Below are 18,887 nucleotides of genomic sequence, written 5' to 3' on the forward strand. Positions count from 1 at the left end.
TTTTCGCCGGTGCCTGGCTGGCACCGGCACGCTTTTGGTTTACACTGCGTGGCACTACCGTTTACAGGGAAAGCAAGATGTTGCGATATCTGAATCAATGTTCGCGCGGTCGCGCTGCCTGGCTGCTGCTGGCGTTAACGGCGCTGGCGCTGGAGCTGACGGCGCTATGGTTCCAGCATGTGATGGGCCTGAAGCCGTGCGTTATGTGCATTTATGAGCGCTGCGCGCTATTTGGCGTCATGGGCGCAGGCATCGTCGGCGCCGTCGCGCCTAAATCGCCGCTGCGCTGGGCCGGACTGGCTATCTGGCTCTACAGCGCCTGGGAGGGGCTTCGCCTCTCGTATGAACATACGATGATCCAGCTTCATCCCAATCCCTTTACCACCTGCGATTTCGCCGCGCGCTTTCCGAGCTGGCTGCCGCTGGACAAGTGGCTGCCGTCGGTGTTTGTCGCCAGCGGGGACTGCGCCGAGCGCAGCTGGACCTTTCTGACGCTGAGCATGCCGCAGTGGATGATTGTGGTGTTCGCCGCCTACCTGATTGTGGCGATTCTGGTATTAATAGCGCAGCCGTTGAAACCGAAACGCCGCGATATTTTCTCTCGCTAAAAAAAAAGGCTGCCCTGGCAGCCTTTTTTTCGCTTATCCGTTGCGGTCGGGCCGATCGATAATATGGTCTTCCCAGTCGCGCACTTCGCTTTCCCGCACGGCGATATAGCGCACCGAAATACGCTGCGCGTGCATCGCCGACTTTGATCCGCTCACCAGCGGATGCCATGCCGGCAATCCTTTTCCCTCGCCCAACAGGCGATAGGCGCAGGTGCGCGGCAGCCAGTTAAACTGCGTCAGGTTCTCACGCGTCAGCTTGATGCAGTCCTCTTCATATTCGAAGCGGCGCTCATAGTTGCGGCACTGGCAGGTTTTAATATTGAGCTGGTTGCAGGCGACGTTGGTGAAGTAGATCTCATCGGTATCGGCGTCCTGCAGCTTATTCAGGCAGCACTGGCCGCAACCATCGCACAAGGATTCCCACTCGTCGTCGTTCATTTGATCGAGGCGTTTCGTCTGCCAGAAAGGAAGTTCACTCATGATGGCGGCGTCCGGGTTAATCACAAAACCGCACCTTATATCGGGTCAGGCGCGGCGTTGCAAGCTTTACAGCACGCGCGTGCTGATGCCGTGGCCGGCCAGCGACACTTCCAGCGTATCGCCCGAGCGCAGCGGGCCGACCCCTTCCGGCGTGCCGGTGAGCACCACATCGCCCGCGCGCAGAGTGAAATACTGGCTCATATGGGCGATCAGCGGCAGAATTTTATGGATCATATCGGACGTTCTGCCGAGCTGACGCTGCTCGCCGTTCACCACCAGCTTAAGCTCGGTATCCTGCGGATCCCCTGGAAACTCCGCTGAGGGAATAAAGCCGGAGAGCGGACAGGAATTATCGAAACCCTTCGATTTTTCCCACGGCTGGCCCGCCTTTTTGAATCCCGCCTGCAGATCGCGCAGCGTCAAATCCAGCGCCACGCCGTAACCAGCAATCGCTTTCGCCACGTGCTCCTCGCCCGCCTGCTTAAGCGTAGCGCCGATCAACACCGCCAGTTCGACTTCGTGATGCACTTCACCAAAGGCGGAGGGAAGAGAGAGCGGCTGACGCAGATCGCAGATGGCGGTTTCCGGTTTGATAAACACCACCGGCTCAGCTGGCGTGGCGCTGCCCATTTCCTTAATGTGTTTCGCATAGTTGCTGCCGACGCAGACCACTTTGTTAACCGGAAAATCCAACAAGGCGCCCTGCCAGTTACGATGCTGATACATGCTAATCCCCTGCTCTGGTTTATGTGTTGCCAGCGACGCCGGCACGTTGATGTTTGCGGTTCAGCGGATCTTTAGCCCGCCGTGAGGGTCATAATAAGATGCTTTAGCAAAGATTAGTGTGCGTAAATTGTCAAAAAAGCGTGAATATATGCTGCCGGGGCGGTGAATTTATCGCCAGCAGGCGGGCAATAAAGAATAATGGACAGTAAAAGGCGCGGTAATCGCGCCATTATTTTGCTGAAAATCGTTATATATAATTATGCTGAAGAAGCAGGAAGCACTGATTATATTTACAGATGAATCTGAATTAATCTTTTTTTGCCGACTCAAGGTGAACTTTCAGCAAACTTTCAACCGGCGGCGGGATTTGTAAATAATAGCCCTGATCGATAAGCGCCTGTTTAACTTTATTGATGTCGGCGTTGGCCAGACGATCGCGTCCGTCGAGCTTCAGCACCATCGCCAGCTGCGGCTTGCCGAAGCCGCGCAGCAGCTCGTCAGGCACGCGGGAGAAATCGTCCTTTTTTTCAACATAGAGATAAGTCTGGTCACGGGTCGGGCTTCGATAGATCACACAAAACATATTTTTTACTCGAATAAACCTGGATGGTGGCTTGCCTGGAAATAACAGTAACTATAACATGCTTGCAGAACTTCGAATATTCACCGGATGGACTGAAATGATGATTTTATCGACGTTTGTTCGCCGGGTGAGAAAACAGGACTGAGTGGGACAGATGTCACAAACGCCAATCGAATTCAAAGGTAGCAGTTTTACCCTGTCTGTTGTTCATCTGCACCATCCCGAACCTGAAGTGATTCGCAAGGCGCTTCAGGACAAAATCGATCAGGCGCCGGACTTCTTAAAAAACGCGCCTGTGGTACTCAACGTGGCGGCGCTTAACGGCAACGTCAACTGGAAACAGCTGCAGCAGGCGATCGCCGCGACCGGATTACGCATCGTCGGCGTCAGCGGCTGTAAAGACGAGGCGCTGAAACGCATGATCGCCCGCGCCGGCCTGCCGGTTCTGGCGGAAGGCAAAGAGAGCGTGCGGCGCAACGAAACGCCAGCGCCAGCGGCGCAGCCTGCTGCCTCGCCCGCAGAGCCGGCGGCGAGTAAAACGCGCATTATCACCACGCCGGTGCGTTCCGGGCAGCAGATTTACGCACGCAACGCCGATCTGATCGTCACCAACAGCGTGAGCGCCGGCGCCGAACTGGTCGCCGACGGCAACATTCATATTTACGGCATGATGCGGGGACGCGCGCTGGCGGGCGCTGGCGGCGATCGCAACAGCCAGATTTTCTGCACCAACCTGGCAGCAGAGTTGGTCTCCATCGCCGGCGAATACTGGATTATGGATCAAATCCCGGCGGAATTTTTTGGTAAAGCCGCGCGCCTTAGCCTCGAAGAGGGCGCGCTGACTATCCAGACACTTAATTAGGCCCCTTTTCTTCTGTTAAGGAAATCAATATTTATGGCACGCATTATTGTAGTTACATCCGGTAAAGGGGGCGTTGGCAAGACCACGTCAAGCGCGGCCATCGCCACCGGTTTAGCGCAAAAGGGCAAAAAAACGGTCGTCATCGATTTCGATATTGGTCTGCGTAACCTGGACCTGATCATGGGCTGCGAACGCCGCGTGGTTTACGACTTCGTTAACGTTATCCAGGGCGATGCCACGCTGAACCAGGCGCTGATCAAAGACAAGCGCACCGAGATGCTGCATATCCTGCCCGCCTCCCAGACGCGCGATAAAGATGCGCTGACCCGTGAAGGCGTGGAAAAAGTGCTCAACGATCTGGCGGCGATGGATTTCGATTTTATCGTCTGCGACTCCCCGGCAGGCATTGAGACCGGCGCGCTGATGGCGCTCTACTTTGCCGATGAAGCGATTATCACCACCAACCCGGAAGTGTCGTCGGTGCGCGACTCCGACCGCATTCTCGGTATTATCGCCTCAAAATCTCGCCGCGCCGAAAACAGCCAGGAGCCTGTAAAAGAGCACCTGCTGCTGACCCGTTATAACCCTGGCCGCGTTAATCGTGGCGACATGCTGAGCATGGAAGACGTGCTTGAGATCCTGCGCATTCCTCTGGTGGGCGTCATCCCAGAAGACCAGTCGGTGCTGCGCGCCTCTAACCAGGGCGAACCAGTGATCCTCGACACGAATTCCGATGCCGGCAAAGCCTATGCTGATACCGTAGATCGGTTACTCGGCGAAGAACGTCCCTTCCGCTTTATCGAAGAAGAGAAGAAGGGTTTCCTGAAACGCCTGTTCGGGGGATAAACCATGGCATTACTCGATTTCTTTTTATCCCGGAAGAAGAACACTGCCAACATAGCCAAGGAAAGGCTGCAGATTATCGTGGCAGAACGCAGGAGGGGCGACAGTGAGCCCCACTATCTTCCGCAGCTTAAGCGCGACATTCTGGAAGTGATTTGCAAATATGTGAAGATCGATCCAGATATGGTCACCGTTCAGCTTGACCAGAAAGGCGATGATATCTCCATTCTGGAACTGAACGTGACGCTGCCTGAAACGGAAGAAGCGGCCAAATGACAGTGTCGGTTTCCTGATATTCCCCTGCTGCTTAGCAGGGGAATGTTTCCGGTCAGTACTGCGCCAGAATCGCCTCGATGCGGGTTTTAAACAGATCGCCGCGCCAGCCTGCCAGCAGCTCCGGCACGCGCGTTTGCGGCTTGAGTCCCCAATACTGGCTCAATACCTGATTGATCTGACGGCGCGACGCCAGCAGCTCCTGGCTAAAGCCGGTCTCCTCGCTCACTTCCTGCACCAGCGCCTTGATCGCCTTGAATACGTTCTTATAGTGCGGATGATCCACCAGATTGCCCAGCGGCGGCGGCAGCGCCTCTTCCGGCAGCGCCTGCGCGTCGGCCACCAGCGCCACCAGGGTTTTGCCGTGGAAGCGAATTTCATGGCCTGACAGGCCAAGGTGATCCAGCTCACCCATTGAGCCCGGCATAAAGCGCGCCACTTTCCACAGGTTCTCTTCGCGCACCACGAAATTGACCGCCATATCTTTTTCGCGCGCCACGTTCAGACGCCACGCCGCCAGCAGCTGCAGCGCCGCCAGCTGGCGCGGACGCAGCTGCCAGGCGTTGGTGATGTCGCGCCAGGCTTCCTGCGGCTGCAGGACGTCGAGACGTCGCTGGCAGAGCTGGTCGCATTCGCTGAGCGCCGCGGCCATATTGCCCGCCGCCTCGGTCAGGGTCATCAGCTGCTGGGCGATCGGCAGCAGATAGTGCACGTCCGCCGCAGCGTAGTCGCACTGCCGCTGCGTCAGCGGGCGCGCCAGCCAGTCAGTGCGCGATTCGCTCTTATCCAGCGTGACCTGGGTGAAATGCGCCACCATCGCGGCGAAGCCCCATGAGAGCGGCTGGCCGCTGAAGGCCGCCAGAATCTGCGTATCGATCATCGGCTGCGGCAGCACGCCGAATCGGTGCAGGAAGACTTCGAGATCTTCGCCGCCCGCGTGCAGAAACTTTTTCACCTGCGTGTCGCTCAGCAGCGCAATGAACGGCGTCCAGTCGCTGATGGTCAGCGGATCGATCAGCACCAGCTGTTCGCCGTCGAACAGCTGAATCAGTCCCAGCTGCGGATAGTAGGTGCGGGTGCGGACGAATTCGGTGTCGAGCGCGACGGCCGCATGCTGGCGGGCCTTCTGGCAGACAACGGCCAGCTGCTCATTTTGGTCGATCAGGGAATAATTCAAATCTCGTTTTCACCGCGACAGACTGCGCGCGGCGCTCCATCTCATCATCAATAAAAACGCCGGGCTTCGCCGGCGTTCAACCAGAAATCTTGCCTGACGTCAGCTTGCGCTGGGTCGGGCCTCATCACGCAGTTCGCGCCGCAGGATTTTCCCTACGTTGCTTTTCGGCAACTCGTCGCGGAACTCAATAATTTTCGGAACTTTATAGCCCGTCAGCTGACGCCGACAGTGGTCGAGCAGCTCTTCTTTGGTCAGCGACGCCTCTTTCTTCACGATGCAAACCTTAACCGCTTCGCCCGAGAGATCGCTTGGCACGCCGATCGCCGCCGCTTCACGCACTTTGGGGTGCTGCATTAAGACATCTTCAATCTCATTGGGATAGACGTTAAAACCTGAGACGAGGATCATATCTTTTTTGCGGTCCACGATGCGGATAAAGCCTTGCGGGTCAACGGTAACAATATCGCCGCTGAGGAGCCAGCCATTTTTCAGCACCTCTTCGGTGGCGTCTGGCCGCTGCCAGTAGCCCGCCATCACCTGCGGGCCACGGATCCACAGCTCGCCCGGCGCGCCAGGTTCGACATCGTTGCCCTGATCGTCCACCACCCGCACGTCGGTCGAAGGCACCGGCAGGCCGATGCTGCCGGTATGCTCGGTAATATCATAGGGATTAACCGACACCAGCGGCGAACACTCCGTCAGGCCGTACCCTTCCAGCAGATAGTGGCCGGTGAGCTTTTCCCAGCGCTCCGCCACCGCTTTCTGCACCGCCATGCCGCCGCCCGCCGAAAGGCGCAGCGTGGAAAAGTCGAGTTTATTAAACTGCGCGTCGTTCAGCAGCGCGTTAAACAGCGTGTTGACGCCGGTAATCGCCGTAAAAGGAAACTTCGACAGCGATTTTACAAAGCCGGGGATATCGCGCGGATTGGTGATCAGCAGATTCTGACCGCCCAGCTCGAGAAACAGCAGGCAGTTCACCGTCAGCGCGAAAATATGGTAGAGCGGCAGCGCGGTCACCACATTCTCTTTGCCGTCGCGCAGCAGTTTGCCGTAGGTCGCCTTGGTCTGTTCCAGGTTGGCCTGCATGTTGCGGTGGGTCAGCATTGCCCCTTTGGCGATGCCGGTCGTGCCGCCGGTGTACTGTAAAAACGCCAGGTCGTCGTTGGCGACGCTGGGACGCTGATAGTTCAGCGATTCCCCCTGCTGCAGCGCGTGGCGAAAGCTCACCGCGCCGGGCAGATGATACTTCGGCACCATCTTTTTGATGTACTTCACGACGAAGTTCACCAGCGTGGCCTTTACCGGTGTGAGCTGGTCGCCGAGGCGCGTCAGGATAACGTGTTTCACCGCCGTCTCCGCCACCACCTTCTCCAGCGTATGCGCGAAGTTGGAGACGATAAGGATAGCGCTGGCGCCGCTGTCGTTGAGCTGGTGCTTGAGCTCGCGCGGCGTATAGAGTGGATTAACGTTCACCACCACCATGCCGGCGCGCAGCACGCCGAACAGCGCCACCGGATACTGCAGCAGATTCGGCATCATCAGCGCGACGCGATCGCCTTTTTTCAGGCCCAGCCCGGACTGCAGGTAAGCGGCGAACGCGCGGCTCTTCTGTTCCAGCTGCCGATAGCTCAGCGGCTGCCCCATATTGATAAAGGCGGTTTGATCGGCGTAGCGCTGTGTAGCCTGTTCAACTAAATCGACCAAAGAGGTATAACGATCCGCGTTAATTTCGGCGGGCACATCTGCCGGATAGCGTTTCAGCCAGACCTTATTCAAGGGTTCACCTCGATTTATATGTTGTTGTTCCATTGCACCCTCAACACCCAGCCGATTAACAATATTTTAACTCATTGTACCAGTTTGCCGGATTCGGCCTGCTGAGGTTGCGAAGCGCATCACTAATTTTCATCCCGCTTTTCAGCGGCAATAAAAAGCCCGGTCGCGGCAGGCGCGGCCGGGCCTGAAATTTTGCGAAAAACGCTTATTCCGTCAGAATCGTCTCTACCTGCGCGGGCCCGCTGTTCATGCCCCAGTAAGGGTTGGGTCCCCAGTAGCCGGGATGACGACGCGTCGGGCCGTACCAGATCCAGGGATCGATCGGCTGCGGCGGCGTGTTGATCTGCTGCGTCAGATGCCAGCGCTGGTAGCCGCGCACATCGACCACCACGAAGTTGTAGCTGGCCGCGCCGATAGTGCCTTTCTCTGTTCCCTTGATGTTGCCCAGCACGGTTACGTACTGGTTATTCACGTCGGTGGGATCGACAAAGTTATTGATATCGGCGTAAATACGCCCGACGGAAGCGGCGCCTAAACGCGGTCGGGCGCTGTCGTCCAGCGGCTGCGTGGCGATCTCCAGCCGGGTTTTGCCGGTAAGATTGGTGACCTTAACGACTTTGCCGCCGAAGCGGGACTCCTGACCGACATAGAGCGACGGATCGTTCATCACGCGAACTAAATCCTGCTGGGGAAGCTCGGAACTTCCTTTAATCGCATCCGGCACCGTGACGCACCCGCTGAGCAGCAGCGCGCAGGCTAACAAAACACCGGACATTCCTTTATGACATACTGACATAGGCATTCTCCTAAAAGATGTTTGTTAGACTGGCGCTGTCGCAATAAGTTGCGCCGCAGGTTCTCAGCGACCCGGCAATTTTTTCCACGCCACTTCGTTACGCAAATAGGTCGGTTCAGCGTGCTCAGGCTGAACGGTTGCGCCGCGCTGCCACGCCTGCTGCGCCAGCGGTAGCATATCTTCCGCGGCGGGCAGTTCGACGCCGCTCTCTTTGAGGGTTAAGGCGTGGCCCTGCTGCAGCTGCGGCCAGGCCTGCCAGCCGGTGCCGGCGATAAACCACTCGCCTTCCAGCGCCTGCATGCGCGCCAGCGCCGCATCCGGCGACAGCACGCTTTCAGTCGCTTCACCCTGCCAGACGCCCTCTTCGTCGCGCTGATATTCGGCCCAGTAAACCTCGCCCATGCGCGCGTCGATCGCCGCCAGCACGCGCGTCGCGCCCTGCTGGCGATACGCGCCCTGCGCCAGCGTCGCCAGCGTCGAAATGCCGATCATCGGCAGCATGGCGCCGAGCGCGAGGCCCTGCGCAATGCCGATGCCGATACGCACGCCGGTAAAGCTGCCGGGACCGCGGCCGAAAGCCAGCGCGTCGAGCGCCGTCAGCTCCAGCTGCTGCGCCTGCAGCAGCTCTTCGATCAGCGGCAGAATACGCTGCGTATGGTCGCGCGGCGCAATTTCAAAACGGGCATCGATCTGCTGCTGATTAAGCAGCGCGGCTGAACAGGCTTCTGTCGCAGTGTCCAGCGCCAGGATTCGGGAAGACATAACAACCTCGGGTCATCTAAAACGGCGCGCATGTTAGCACAGCCAAAGGAAAATTACTGTTTCGCCTGCTGCGTGAAGGCGATGGCGCGCGCCAGATCGCGCGTGCGCGGCGTGGGCGGCAGGCTGTTGAGAAACAGCGCGCCATAGGGACGCGACACCAGCCGCTGATCGCAAATCACCAGCACGCCGCGATCGTCCGTGTCGCGGATCAGACGTCCTACGCCCTGCTTCAGGGTAATCACCGCGTCCGGCAGCTGCACGTCGCTGAAGGGATCGCCGCCGCGCAGGCGACAATCTTCCATACGCGCCTTCAGCAGCGGATCTTCCGGCGAGGTAAACGGCAGCTTGTCGATAATCACCAGCGACAGCGCGTCGCCGCGCACGTCGACGCCCTCCCAGAAGCTGCTGGTGGCCACCAGCAGCGCGTTGCCCGCCTCGATAAACTGCCGCAGCAGCTGGCCTTTGCTGGTTTCGCCCTGCACCAGCACTGGCAGCGTCATGCTGGCGCGAAACTCCGCCGCCAGTTCGCGCATCATCAGGTGCGAGGTACAGAGAAAGAAGCAGCGCCCTTTATTGGCGTCGATCAGCGGCTTCATCATGCGCGCCAGCTGACGCGCGCCGCCGGGACGGTTCGGCTCCGGCAGATTGCGCGGCACGCAGAGCAGCGCCTGACGGCTGAAGTCGAACGGGCTGTTGAGGATCAGGGTTTTTGCGCTGCTGACGCCCAGACGGTCGGCGAAATGGTGCATCTCTTCATTGACCGCCAGCGTCGCGGAGGTGAATATCCACGCCGCCTTGCGCGCGTCCATCACTTCGCGGAAGCGTTCAGAGACCGAGAGCGGCGTCAGGGCAAGGGTAAAGTGGCGCGAAGTGCACTCGTACCAGTAGCTGTAGCCGGGCTCGTTGATGGCGCGCAGCCGCTTAAGGCGTCCGCGGTAGAGCGCGGCGCGCTCGAAGGCCGCGTCCAGCAGCGCCGAGCGTCCCAGCGACATTTTTATGACGTCGTAGCAAAGCTCGAGGGCGTCGTCGAGCAGCGTAAACATGCGCTGCACGTTGTTGTCGGCGAAGAGTTCGCGCAGGTTGCCGCGGTAGCCTGGATCGCCCAGCGTCAGGCGGAAATCCTGCGCGCACTGCGCGAGGCGATCCGCCGATTTCTGCAGCTGCTGCACGTCGCGCACTTCGGTGCGGTAGGCAATATTAATGTCTTTCGCCAGGTCGAGCAGCTGGCGGCTGGAGAGCTGCTGGCCGAAGTACTGGCTGGCGATATCGGGGATCTGATGCGCCTCATCGAAGATCATCACGTCCGCTTCCGGGATCAGCTCCGCGAAGCCGCTCTCTTTGACCACCAGATCGGCGAGGAACAGATGATGGTTAACCACCACCACGTCGGCATCCATCGCGCGTTTGCGCGCTTTGACTACGAAGCAATCTTTGTAGAGCGGGCAGTCGCTGCCGAGGCAGTTGTCGTTGGTGCTGGTCACCAGCGGCCAGATGGGGCTGTCTTCGGTAACGCCGCCGCAGCTGCTGATATCGCCGTCAACGGTTTGCGACGACCAGCCGCGCAGCGTGACCAGATCGCCCAGCGCCTGGGCGTTAAGATCGCCGCCCGCCATCGACTGCTGTTCCAGCCGCTCCAGACAGAGGTAGTTGGAGCGTCCTTTCAGCAAGGCGGTTTTACCGGTGAAGTTTAACGCCTTCGCGATGGTCGGCAGATCGCGGCCGTAAAGCTGATCCTGCAGCGCCTTCGAGCCGGTTGAAACAATCACTTTTTTTCCGGCGCGCAGCGCAGGCGCCAGATAGGCGTAGGTTTTCCCCGTGCCCGTTCCCGCCTCTACCACCAGTTCGCCGCCGGCCTTCACGGCCTCTTCTACTGCCTGCGCCATCTCACGCTGCGCCTCGCGCGGCTTAAAGCCGGCAATCGCCTGCGCCAGCGCGCCATCTACTGCAAAATCGTCCGCCACACTTCCTCACCCGTTTCGGCAAAAACACTGTAATTATGTCAGTATTCCGCCGGCCGCTCCACAACTGATGACAGCGCCCCCTGGACTATGCCAGGCTATCAACTGGAAAAGTAAGGAGAAACAATGACCATTACCCGTATCGATCCCGAACATCGCATGTCTGAAGCCGTTATCCACGATCAGACGGTTTATTACACCAGCGTGCCGGAAAACCTCGACGCCGACGCCGAGGCGCAGACCGCCAACGCGCTGGCGGTGATTGACGCCCTGCTGACGCGCGTCGGCTCGGACAAGAGCAAGATCCTCGACGCCACGATTTTTCTGGTGGAAAAAAGCGATTTCGCGGCGATGAACCGCGCCTGGGATGCGTGGGTGTCGCCCGGCAACGCGCCGGTGCGCTGCACCGTTCAGGCCGGGCTGATGAATCCGAAGTATAAAGTAGAGATCAAAATCGTCGCGGCGCTATAGGCTGCCGCGTCGGACGCTACTCTTCATCCTCGTCATCTTCGAAGCGCGCCTGGATCCGCTCGCCCGTATGGGTCTGGCGGATCTCCTGCGCGACCTGAGTAATCGCCTCTCCGCTGGACATGCCGCCAGCCATCAGCTCCTGAATACGCTCCACCGCCTGCTGCTGCTGCTCGTGGGAGAGTGCCGGTAAACCCTTAAACATCATTCACTCCTGGTTGCGAGGCGGGCACGGTTCCATGCGGAACAAACAGGTGCCAGCCGGGAAAAAATATGTCAGGCTAACGCCCTCATTGATGTCTGATTTTTGCCGAATAATGGTCTCAACGCTCAGTCTACACTATACGCAGGATGCGCTCAGCGCGCATTTCGCCAGGATTTCTCATCTTCCCTGGGCAATGCTGCTCACCTCTGGTCATGCCGAGCATGCGGATAACCGCTTCGATATGCTGACCGCCGATCCGCGCGCCACGCTGGCGACCCACGACGACCTTACGACAATTAGCGCGAACGGCGCCGTCAGCCAGAGCGCCGAAGATCCGCTGCTGCTGGTGCGGCGGCAGTGCGAAGCGCTGGGCGCGCCTCCCAGCTGTCGCGACGATCTGCCGTTCCAGGGCGGCGCGCTCGGCCTGTTCGGCTACGATCTCGGCCGCCGTTTCGAACGCCTGCCGCAGCAGGCGGCGGACGATCTGACCACGCCCGATATGGCGATCGGCATCTACGACTGGGCGCTGATCGCCGATCACCACCTGCAGCGCCTGACGCTGGTGTCGCTGGGAGACGCGCAGGCGCGGCTGCGCTGGCTGCTACAGTGGCCGCCGCGCGAGGCGACGCCCTTCTCGCTCACCAGCGGCTGGCAATCCAACCTGAGCTACCGCGACTACGCCGAACGTTTTCATGCGGTGCAGGCCTATATCCAGGCGGGCGACTGCTATCAGGTCAATCTGGCGCAGCGCTTTCAGGCGCGCTATCAGGGCGATGAGTGGCAGGCGTTTTGCCGCCTCAACGCCGCTAACCGCGCGCCATTCAGCGCTTTTCTACGCCTGCCCGACAGCGCCATTCTCAGCCTGTCGCCGGAGCGTTTTTTATCGCTGAAGGGCGATGAGATCGAAACCCGGCCGATTAAGGGCACGCGGCCGCGCGCGGCCGATCCTGAACTCGACCGACAGGAAGCGCTGGCGCTGGCGCAGTCGGAAAAGGACCGCGCCGAGAATCTGATGATCGTCGATCTGCTGCGCAACGATATTGGCCGCGTCGCCGCGCCGGGATCCGTCAGCGTGCCGGCGCTGTTCGAGGTCGAGCCGTTTCCGGCGGTGCATCACCTGGTCAGCACCATCCGCGCGCGGCTGCCCGCTTCGCTGCACGCCAGCGATCTGCTGCGCGCCTGTTTTCCCGGCGGCTCGATTACCGGCGCGCCGAAAATTCGCGCCATGGAGATTATCGACGAGCTGGAGCCGCATCGCCGCAACGCGTGGTGCGGCAGCATCGGCTACCTCAGCCTCTGCGGACGCATGGACACCAGCATCGCCATCCGCACGCTGATCGCCGAGCGGCAGCAGCTGTTCTGCGCGGCGGGCGGCGGCCTGGTCGCCGACAGCGAGCTGGATGCCGAATATCAGGAAACGCTACACAAAGTCAGCCGGATTTTGCCTGCGCTGGCCGGAGACGATCAATGAAGCCGCTTACGCTCGACGCCTTTATTACCCGCTTTATGCTTCATCAGCCGGAAAAGCCGCAGCAGCGCCCCGCGGGTCGCCAGGCCGCGGTGCTGGTGCCGATCGTCGCGCGCGACGCGCCGGGGCTGCTGCTGACGCGCCGTTCGCGCGAGCTGCGCAAGCACGCCGGTCAGGTTGCCTTTCCCGGCGGCATGCAGGACGAGGACGACGCCTCGCTGGTGGCGACCGCGCTGCGCGAGGCGCAGGAAGAAGTCGGCATCGATCCAGCCGAAGTGAAGGTTATTGGCCAGCTCGCCCCCGTTACCAGCAGCACCGGCTTTCGCGTAACGCCGGTGGTCGGCATCATCTCGCCGCAGATTGCGCTGCACATTAATCCCGACGAGGTGGAAAGCGCTTTTGAGATGCCGCTGGAAGAGGCGCTGCGGCTCAACCGCTACGCTTCGCTGGAGGTGCAGCATGCCGGTTTGCGTCATCCGGTCTGGCTCTCGGTCTATGAAGAGTATCTGGTGTGGGGCATGACGGCAGGAATAATCCGCTCTCTGAGTCAGCAAATTGCGTTCTGAGCCCCGCTTCGTTCTCTTTTATCCTTTATAAACAATCTGATGCGTCCTGCCACGCAGGATAACTATTTCTCGCCTGAACGATTAGTTTATTTCATGCGAAAAGGCGTTCGTTTACCCGGGTCGACGATTACTATTAGCGCCATAAACTGCCCCGGCAGAGATAAAAATTATTTGTGAGGAGTGTCGCCTGTGATTAGCGTTTTTGACATGTTCAAAGTGGGCATTGGCCCGTCGAGTTCCCATACCGTGGGGCCGATGAAAGCAGGCAAGGAGTTTGTCGACCTGCTGGTTGAACAGGGAAAACTTCAGGAGGTGACGCGCGTCGCCGTAGACGTTTACGGCTCGCTCTCGCTAACCGGCAAGGGCCACCACACCGATATCGCCATTATTATGGGGCTGGCGGGCGCCTCCCCGGCCACGGTGGATATCGACAGCATTCCCGCCTTTATTAAAGAGGTCGAGCAGCGCGAGCGGCTGCTGCTGGCCAACGGCGCGCATGAGGTAGACTTCCCGCGCGAAGGCGGCATGGTGTTCCGCAGCGAGAATCTGTCGCTGCATGAAAACGGCATGCGCCTGCTCGCCTTTGCGGGCGATCTGCTGATCCTGAGCAAAACCTACTATTCGGTCGGCGGCGGCTTTATCGTCGACGAAGAGCATTTCGGCCAGTCGACGCTGGATGAAGTGAGCGTGCCCTGGCCTTTCCACTCGGCGAAAGAGCTGCTGGCGCACTGTCGCGAAACCGGCCTGTCGCTCTCTGGTCTGGTGATGAAGAACGAACTGGCGCTGCACTCGCGCGACGAGATCCGCGACTACTTTACCGACGTCTGGCAGACGATGCAGGCCTGCATCGATCGCGGGCTGAATACCGAAGGCGTGCTGCCGGGTCCGCTGCGCGTGCCGCGCCGCGCCGCCTCGCTGCGCCGCCTGCTGACTTCGTCATCCAAACATTCCAACGATCCGATGAACGTCATCGACTGGATCAATATGTTCGCGCTGGCGGTCAACGAAGAGAACGCCGCCGGCGGCCGCGTCGTTACCGCGCCGACCAACGGCGCCTGCGGCATCGTTCCGGCGGTGCTCGCCTATTACGACCACTTTATCGAAACCGTGACGCCCGATATTTTCACCCGCTATTTCCTCGCGTCGGGCGCCATTGGCATCCTGTATAAAATGAACGCCTCGATTTCCGGCGCGGAAGTGGGCTGTCAGGGCGAAGTGGGCGTGGCCTGTTCTATGGCGGCCGCCGGACTGACCGAACTGCTGGGCGGCAGCCCGGAACAGGTCTGCGTCGCGGCTGAGATCGGCATGGAGCATAACCTTGGCCTGACCTGCGACCCGGTGGCCGGTCAGGTGCAGGTGCCCTGCATCGAGCGCAACGCTATCGCCTCGGTGAAGGCGATCAACGCCGCCCGCATGGCGCTGCGTCGCACCAGCGAGCCGCGCGTCTCGCTCGATAAAGTTATCGAAACCATGTATGAAACTGGCAAAGATATGAACGCCAAATATCGCGAAACCTCGCGCGGCGGGCTGGCGATTAAAGTTCAGTGCGACTAATGTGCCGACGGCGGTTATTTTTTATCCGGTCATCATGAATTGCGCGTCCGGCCCTACCTCATTGCGTTGATTAACGATAGAGTAATGTTTCGCGCGACCTTCTCAGGTCGCGCGGTTATTTCAGTCCCGCTTTTTTCATCCAGCATGGCTAAACATTATTTGCGCCTTGCCGATAATCTCCCCGTTATCCTGCTTTAATTTAGTGTGTGGAAGGTGGTTACTGATGCTTTTGGCCCAGCAATATGTTGGACAGTTTCGCCGTAAGCGACTTTTTATCGCGTTGGTGATCGCCGCTGTGGTTTTAATATTGACGCTGGCTTTCCGCTTCTTCGAAGAGAAATCGCGTATTGAAAAGCAGTCGCTCAATTTCGCTGACAATGCCATTCAGCGCTTTGACCGCATGTTTTCGCCGCTCGACGTTTCAGCGAACAATACGCTGGGGCTGGTCGGCTTGCCCTGTCAGGATGTGCGTTTCCCGCTTATTGAGAAAATTTCCGCGCTGCAAACGGTGCGCGCGGTGCTGCTGGTAGAAAACGACGTCATTTACTGCTCCAGCATTTATGGACCGCGCGCCATTCCTTTTAGCCAGACCTATCCCGAGCTGGCGATAAATAATCAGCGCATGATGCTGACGACCGACAATTACCTGCTGAAGGGGTCACCGATCCTGCTGCTGTGGACGCCTAAGTCACTCGATAACCGCTCCGGCATTTTACAGGTGATCAATATCGAACTGATGAGCACCTATCTGCTGGAGCCGCAGCTTCCCTGGGTAGAGCGTGCGATCTTCAGCGTCGGCGGCGAGAGTCTGGAGTATGGCAATCCGCTGATTGAACCGGCGATGCCGTCAGAGGATGAGGTCAGCTACGATCAGGGTTCGCTGCGCTATCCGTTTTCCATTACGCTCTATGGCCCTTCGCCGGCAAACCTGGCGCTGGCGTCACTGCCGTCGCAGCTGCCGCTGGCGCTGCTGCTGAGCCTGCTGATCGGCTATATCGTCTGGCTGGCGACAGCGAATCGTATGAGCCTGAGCTGGCAGATCAGTTACGGCATTACCGCGAATGAATTTATGGTCTACTGTCAGCCGCTGATTAACGCGCAGAGCGGCGAGTGCGACGGTATCGAGCTGCTGCTGCGCTGGCATAACGCGCGTCAGGGCTGGATTCCGCCGGATGTGTTTATACCGCTGGCCGAGCGGCAAAATCTTATCGCGCCGCTGACGCGCTTCGTGATCGATAAGGCGGTGGCGCAGCTGCCGAATCTGCCGCGCTGTCCGTCGTTTCATATCGCCATTAACGTGGCCGCCAGCCACTTCCGCGATCGCGCCATCGTCGAGGATCTGCAACAGCTGTGGTGGCCGGCGAATCCGCTGCCGAAGCTGGTGGTGGAGCTGACGGAGCGCGACGCCCTGCCGGTGGTGGATCAGAAGGTGATTTCCCAGCTGCACAGCATCGGCGTGCGCCTGGCTATCGATGATTTCGGCACCGGGCACAGCTCGCTCTCCTATCTGAAGGATTTGCAGCCGGACGTGCTGAAGATCGACAAGATTTTCACCGCGGCCATCGGCACCGACGCCATCAATGCGACGGTGACCGATATGGTGATTTCGCTGGCGCAGCGTTTAAATATCAGCCTGGTGGCGGAGGGAGTCGAAACCGCCGAGCAGGCCGCCTATTTGCGCGAGCGCGGCGTGGATCTGCTGCAGGGTTACTTCTACGCGCGGCCGATGCCGATTGAGGATTTTCCCGCCTGGCTGACGCAGCATCAGGCGCAGCTGACCCCGTAAAAAACGGCGCATATGCGCCGTTTAGCTTGCCTGTAAGAGCGGATGCCTGCGTGGATGAGAGGGGCCGATCGCAAAGTCGCTTTACGCATCCTTGCTCGCTCTTCGCCCCCTCTCACCCACGCATTGAACAGCATCATCGTCTGTTCGATAAACCCGCTACAGATTTAGATTGATTACTGCTCCTCTTCCTCATCCTCGTGCGGCTTATCTTTGGTGACGCGCACCAGATCGACGCGATAGTCGGTCGCCTGCAGGATAGTAAAGTGCAGCGGCGGCAAATCGATCACCTCGCCCGGCAGCGGCAGCTGGCCTTTCTGACCAATCAGCAGACCCGCCAGCGAGGCGTGATCCTCATCCGGGTCAACCAGGTCGTTGACGTCGAACAGCTGCTGGAGCGAATGCAGGTCGGTGCCGCCCTTGACGATCCAGCCGTCGCCGTCGGCAATAATATCCGGCGTTTCATCCTCGTCCGGGAACTCGCCGGCGATCGCTTCCAGCACGTCCAGCGGCGTAATCAGCCCCTGCACGACGCCGAACTCGTTGGTAACGATAACGAAACTGCCTTTGGCGCGGCGCAGCACGCCCAGCAGATTAATCGGATCCAGCGTTTCCGGCACCACGATAGCGGGTGACGCGGCGGCAAAGGTCGCCACATCCATTCCGTGTTCGATCGCCACCAGCAGCTCTTTGGCGCGCACCACGCCGATAATCTCATCCAGCTCGCCGCGACACACCGGGAACAAGCTGTGCGGCGTGTCGAGCAGCTGAATACGGATCTCGTCCATGGGACGCTCGGCGTCAACCCAGGAGATTTCGCCGCGCGGCGTCATAATGCTGCGGATAGAGCGCGACGCCAGCGTCAGCACGCCGTTGATCATATAGCGCTCTTCATCCTTAAAAGCTTCCTGCGGCATCGCCTGCGCCAGCGGCGACTCTTCGTTGACCGCCGGCTGGGCCGGACGCTGACGACCGCCCATCAGGCGCAAAATCGCCTCGGCGGTGCGCTCGCGCATTGGGCGATGCGCCTGATGGCGCATAAAGTTGCGGCGCGCAATCTGGTTAAACAGTTCGATCAGAATAGAGAAGCCGATCGCCGCATAGAGATACCCTTTCGGGATATGGAAGCCGAAGCCTTCCGCCACCAGCGACAGGCCGATCATCAGCAGGAAGCTCAGGCAGAGCACCACCACAGTAGGATGCGCGTTGACGAAGTTGGTCAGCGGCTTCGAGGCCAGCAGCATGACGCCCATGGCGATCACCACCGCCGTCATCATAATCGGCAGATGGTTCACCATGCCGACCGCCGTGATCACCGCATCCAGCGAGAAGACCGCGTCCAGCACCACAATCTGCGTTACCACCGCCCAGAAACTGGCGTAGCTGCGGTTTCCCTGATGCTCAAGCTGACGGTTCTCCAGCCGCTCATGCAGCTCCATCGTCGCCTTGAACAAGAGAAACACCCCGCCCACCAGCAGAATCAAATCACGCCCTGCAAAGCTGAACTCGCCTACGCTAAATAACGGGCGCGTCAGCGTCACCATCCAGGAGATGAGCGACAGCAGACCCAGGCGCATCACCAGCGCCAGCGACAGGCCGATCAGACGCGCTTTATCGCGCTGCTTCGGCGGCAGCTTGTCAGCAAGGATGGCGATAAACACCAGGTTATCGATACCAAGCACGATTTCCAGTACGACAAGCGTGAGCAAACCGGCCCAGATTGAGGGGTCGAAGAGAAATTCCATCATTGACTCCTGAACGAGAGACAGACTGAACGATATCGTGCCAGCGTCCTGGCGTGACGTGACAGAAAGATAATCGGGTGAACTGCAGGTACGCCGTCAGGCGTGAAGGAAGGCGCGGATGCGCGCATCAAAGTGGTTAAGCGACGTCGGTGACGATCCATAAAGGTGGGCTGAAACCCGTTACTCCTGAGTAATAAACAGATCGTTAATGTAACAGGCCAGTAATGTACGTCAAAAAATTTTCTTTCATTTAC

At 59.2% G+C, this 18,887-nt stretch carries 19 protein-coding genes; 9 read left to right on the top strand and 10 right to left on the bottom strand.

What is annotated here, in order from left to right; translation table 11 throughout:
• Positions 1-77: 77 nt before the first annotated feature.
• Positions 78-608 carry a disulfide bond formation protein DsbB gene (dsbB, locus tag AC6I7Z_RS11240; RefSeq protein ID WP_497814268.1) on the top strand — a complete coding sequence of 177 codons (531 nt, stop codon included), beginning with the start codon at positions 78-80 and terminating at the stop codon, positions 606-608.
• 33 nt (positions 609-641) lie between these two features.
• Here the strand turns inward: dsbB and ycgN are convergent, their stop codons facing one another.
• The 3 genes from ycgN to AC6I7Z_RS11255 form a co-directional block, all read right to left on the bottom strand.
• Positions 642-1,088 (bottom strand): cysteine cluster protein YcgN, encoded by a 447-nt coding sequence (gene ycgN / locus AC6I7Z_RS11245; protein ID WP_033747936.1) that lies wholly within the window; start codon positions 1,086-1,088, stop codon positions 642-644.
• 66 nt (positions 1,089-1,154) lie between these two features.
• Entirely contained in the window at positions 1,155-1,814 is a 660-nt protein-coding gene (locus AC6I7Z_RS11250; protein ID WP_497814269.1) for a fumarylacetoacetate hydrolase family protein, read from the bottom strand.
• 307 nt (positions 1,815-2,121) lie between these two features.
• Positions 2,122-2,397: a YcgL domain-containing protein gene (locus tag AC6I7Z_RS11255; RefSeq protein ID WP_033746638.1), complete on the bottom strand. Its 276-nt coding sequence runs from the start codon at positions 2,395-2,397 to the stop codon at positions 2,122-2,124.
• Between the two features lie 154 nt (positions 2,398-2,551).
• Between AC6I7Z_RS11255 and minC the strand changes: the two genes are divergently transcribed.
• The 3 genes from minC to minE are packed head-to-tail and all read left to right on the top strand — an operon-like array spanning position 2,552 to position 4,378.
• Positions 2,552-3,259, top strand: a complete 708-nt coding sequence (minC, locus tag AC6I7Z_RS11260; protein ID WP_497814270.1) for a septum site-determining protein MinC — start codon at positions 2,552-2,554, stop codon at positions 3,257-3,259.
• A gap of 33 nt (positions 3,260-3,292) precedes the next feature.
• Positions 3,293-4,105 carry a septum site-determining protein MinD gene (gene minD, locus AC6I7Z_RS11265; protein ID WP_033746633.1) on the top strand — a complete coding sequence of 271 codons (813 nt, stop codon included), beginning with the start codon at positions 3,293-3,295 and terminating at the stop codon, positions 4,103-4,105.
• A gap of 3 nt (positions 4,106-4,108) precedes the next feature.
• Entirely contained in the window at positions 4,109-4,378 is a 270-nt protein-coding gene (gene minE / locus AC6I7Z_RS11270; RefSeq protein WP_033746630.1) for a cell division topological specificity factor MinE, read from the top strand.
• Positions 4,379-4,430: 52 nt separating this feature from the next.
• Here minE and rnd read toward each other — a convergent pair whose 3' ends face one another.
• From rnd to yoaA, 5 genes are all read right to left on the bottom strand, one after another.
• The gene (gene rnd / locus AC6I7Z_RS11275; protein WP_048784512.1) at positions 4,431-5,552 is read right to left on the bottom strand and encodes a ribonuclease D; all 1,122 of its coding nucleotides are present in this window, start codon (positions 5,550-5,552) and stop codon (positions 4,431-4,433) included.
• A 99-nt stretch (positions 5,553-5,651) separates the two neighbouring features.
• The gene (fadD, locus tag AC6I7Z_RS11280; RefSeq protein WP_497814271.1) at positions 5,652-7,328 is read right to left on the bottom strand and encodes a long-chain-fatty-acid--CoA ligase FadD; all 1,677 of its coding nucleotides are present in this window, start codon (positions 7,326-7,328) and stop codon (positions 5,652-5,654) included.
• A gap of 205 nt (positions 7,329-7,533) precedes the next feature.
• Positions 7,534-8,124, bottom strand: coding sequence for a Slp family lipoprotein (locus AC6I7Z_RS11285; RefSeq protein WP_497814272.1), 591 nt, complete (start codon positions 8,122-8,124; stop codon positions 7,534-7,536).
• 63 nt (positions 8,125-8,187) lie between these two features.
• Entirely contained in the window at positions 8,188-8,886 is a 699-nt protein-coding gene (gene tsaB, locus AC6I7Z_RS11290) for a tRNA (adenosine(37)-N6)-threonylcarbamoyltransferase complex dimerization subunit type 1 TsaB (RefSeq protein ID WP_497814273.1), read from the bottom strand.
• 53 nt (positions 8,887-8,939) lie between these two features.
• Entirely contained in the window at positions 8,940-10,847 is a 1,908-nt protein-coding gene (gene yoaA, locus AC6I7Z_RS11295) for a DNA repair helicase YoaA (RefSeq protein ID WP_033746619.1), read from the bottom strand.
• A gap of 123 nt (positions 10,848-10,970) precedes the next feature.
• Between yoaA and AC6I7Z_RS11300 the strand changes: the two genes are divergently transcribed.
• Positions 10,971-11,315, top strand: a complete 345-nt coding sequence (locus tag AC6I7Z_RS11300) for a RidA family protein (protein ID WP_033746617.1) — start codon at positions 10,971-10,973, stop codon at positions 11,313-11,315.
• 16 nt (positions 11,316-11,331) lie between these two features.
• Here AC6I7Z_RS11300 and AC6I7Z_RS11305 read toward each other — a convergent pair whose 3' ends face one another.
• A complete protein-coding gene (locus tag AC6I7Z_RS11305; protein WP_033791226.1) occupies positions 11,332-11,517 on the bottom strand; it encodes a YoaH family protein in 186 nt (61 codons plus the stop codon).
• Positions 11,518-11,626: 109 nt separating this feature from the next.
• Here AC6I7Z_RS11305 and pabB point away from each other — a divergent pair, with 109 nt between their 5' ends.
• The 4 genes from pabB (at position 11,627) to pdeD (ending at position 16,891) form a co-directional block, all read left to right on the top strand.
• Positions 11,627-12,988, top strand: a complete 1,362-nt coding sequence (pabB, locus tag AC6I7Z_RS11310) for an aminodeoxychorismate synthase component 1 (protein ID WP_497815431.1) — start codon at positions 11,627-11,629, stop codon at positions 12,986-12,988.
• On the top strand, positions 12,985-13,551 hold the full coding sequence (locus tag AC6I7Z_RS11315; RefSeq protein WP_497814274.1) for a CoA pyrophosphatase: 567 nt from the start codon (positions 12,985-12,987) through the stop codon (positions 13,549-13,551). The genes pabB and AC6I7Z_RS11315 overlap by 4 nt, the downstream gene beginning before the upstream one ends.
• Positions 13,552-13,740: 189 nt before the next feature.
• Entirely contained in the window at positions 13,741-15,105 is a 1,365-nt protein-coding gene (locus AC6I7Z_RS11320; protein ID WP_497814275.1) for an L-serine ammonia-lyase, read from the top strand.
• 223 nt (positions 15,106-15,328) lie between these two features.
• The gene (gene pdeD, locus AC6I7Z_RS11325) at positions 15,329-16,891 is read left to right on the top strand and encodes a cyclic di-3',5'-guanosine monophosphate phosphodiesterase PdeD (RefSeq protein WP_497814276.1); all 1,563 of its coding nucleotides are present in this window, start codon (positions 15,329-15,331) and stop codon (positions 16,889-16,891) included.
• 173 nt (positions 16,892-17,064) lie between these two features.
• On the opposite strand, the gene AC6I7Z_RS11330 is transcribed toward pdeD, so the two are convergent.
• Positions 17,065-18,633, bottom strand: coding sequence for a TerC family protein (locus tag AC6I7Z_RS11330; protein WP_497815432.1), 1,569 nt, complete (start codon positions 18,631-18,633; stop codon positions 17,065-17,067).
• Positions 18,634-18,887 lie beyond the last annotated feature (254 nt).

It is taken from the genome of Pantoea sp. X-Soil-MYKO-1289 (assembly GCF_059730625.1).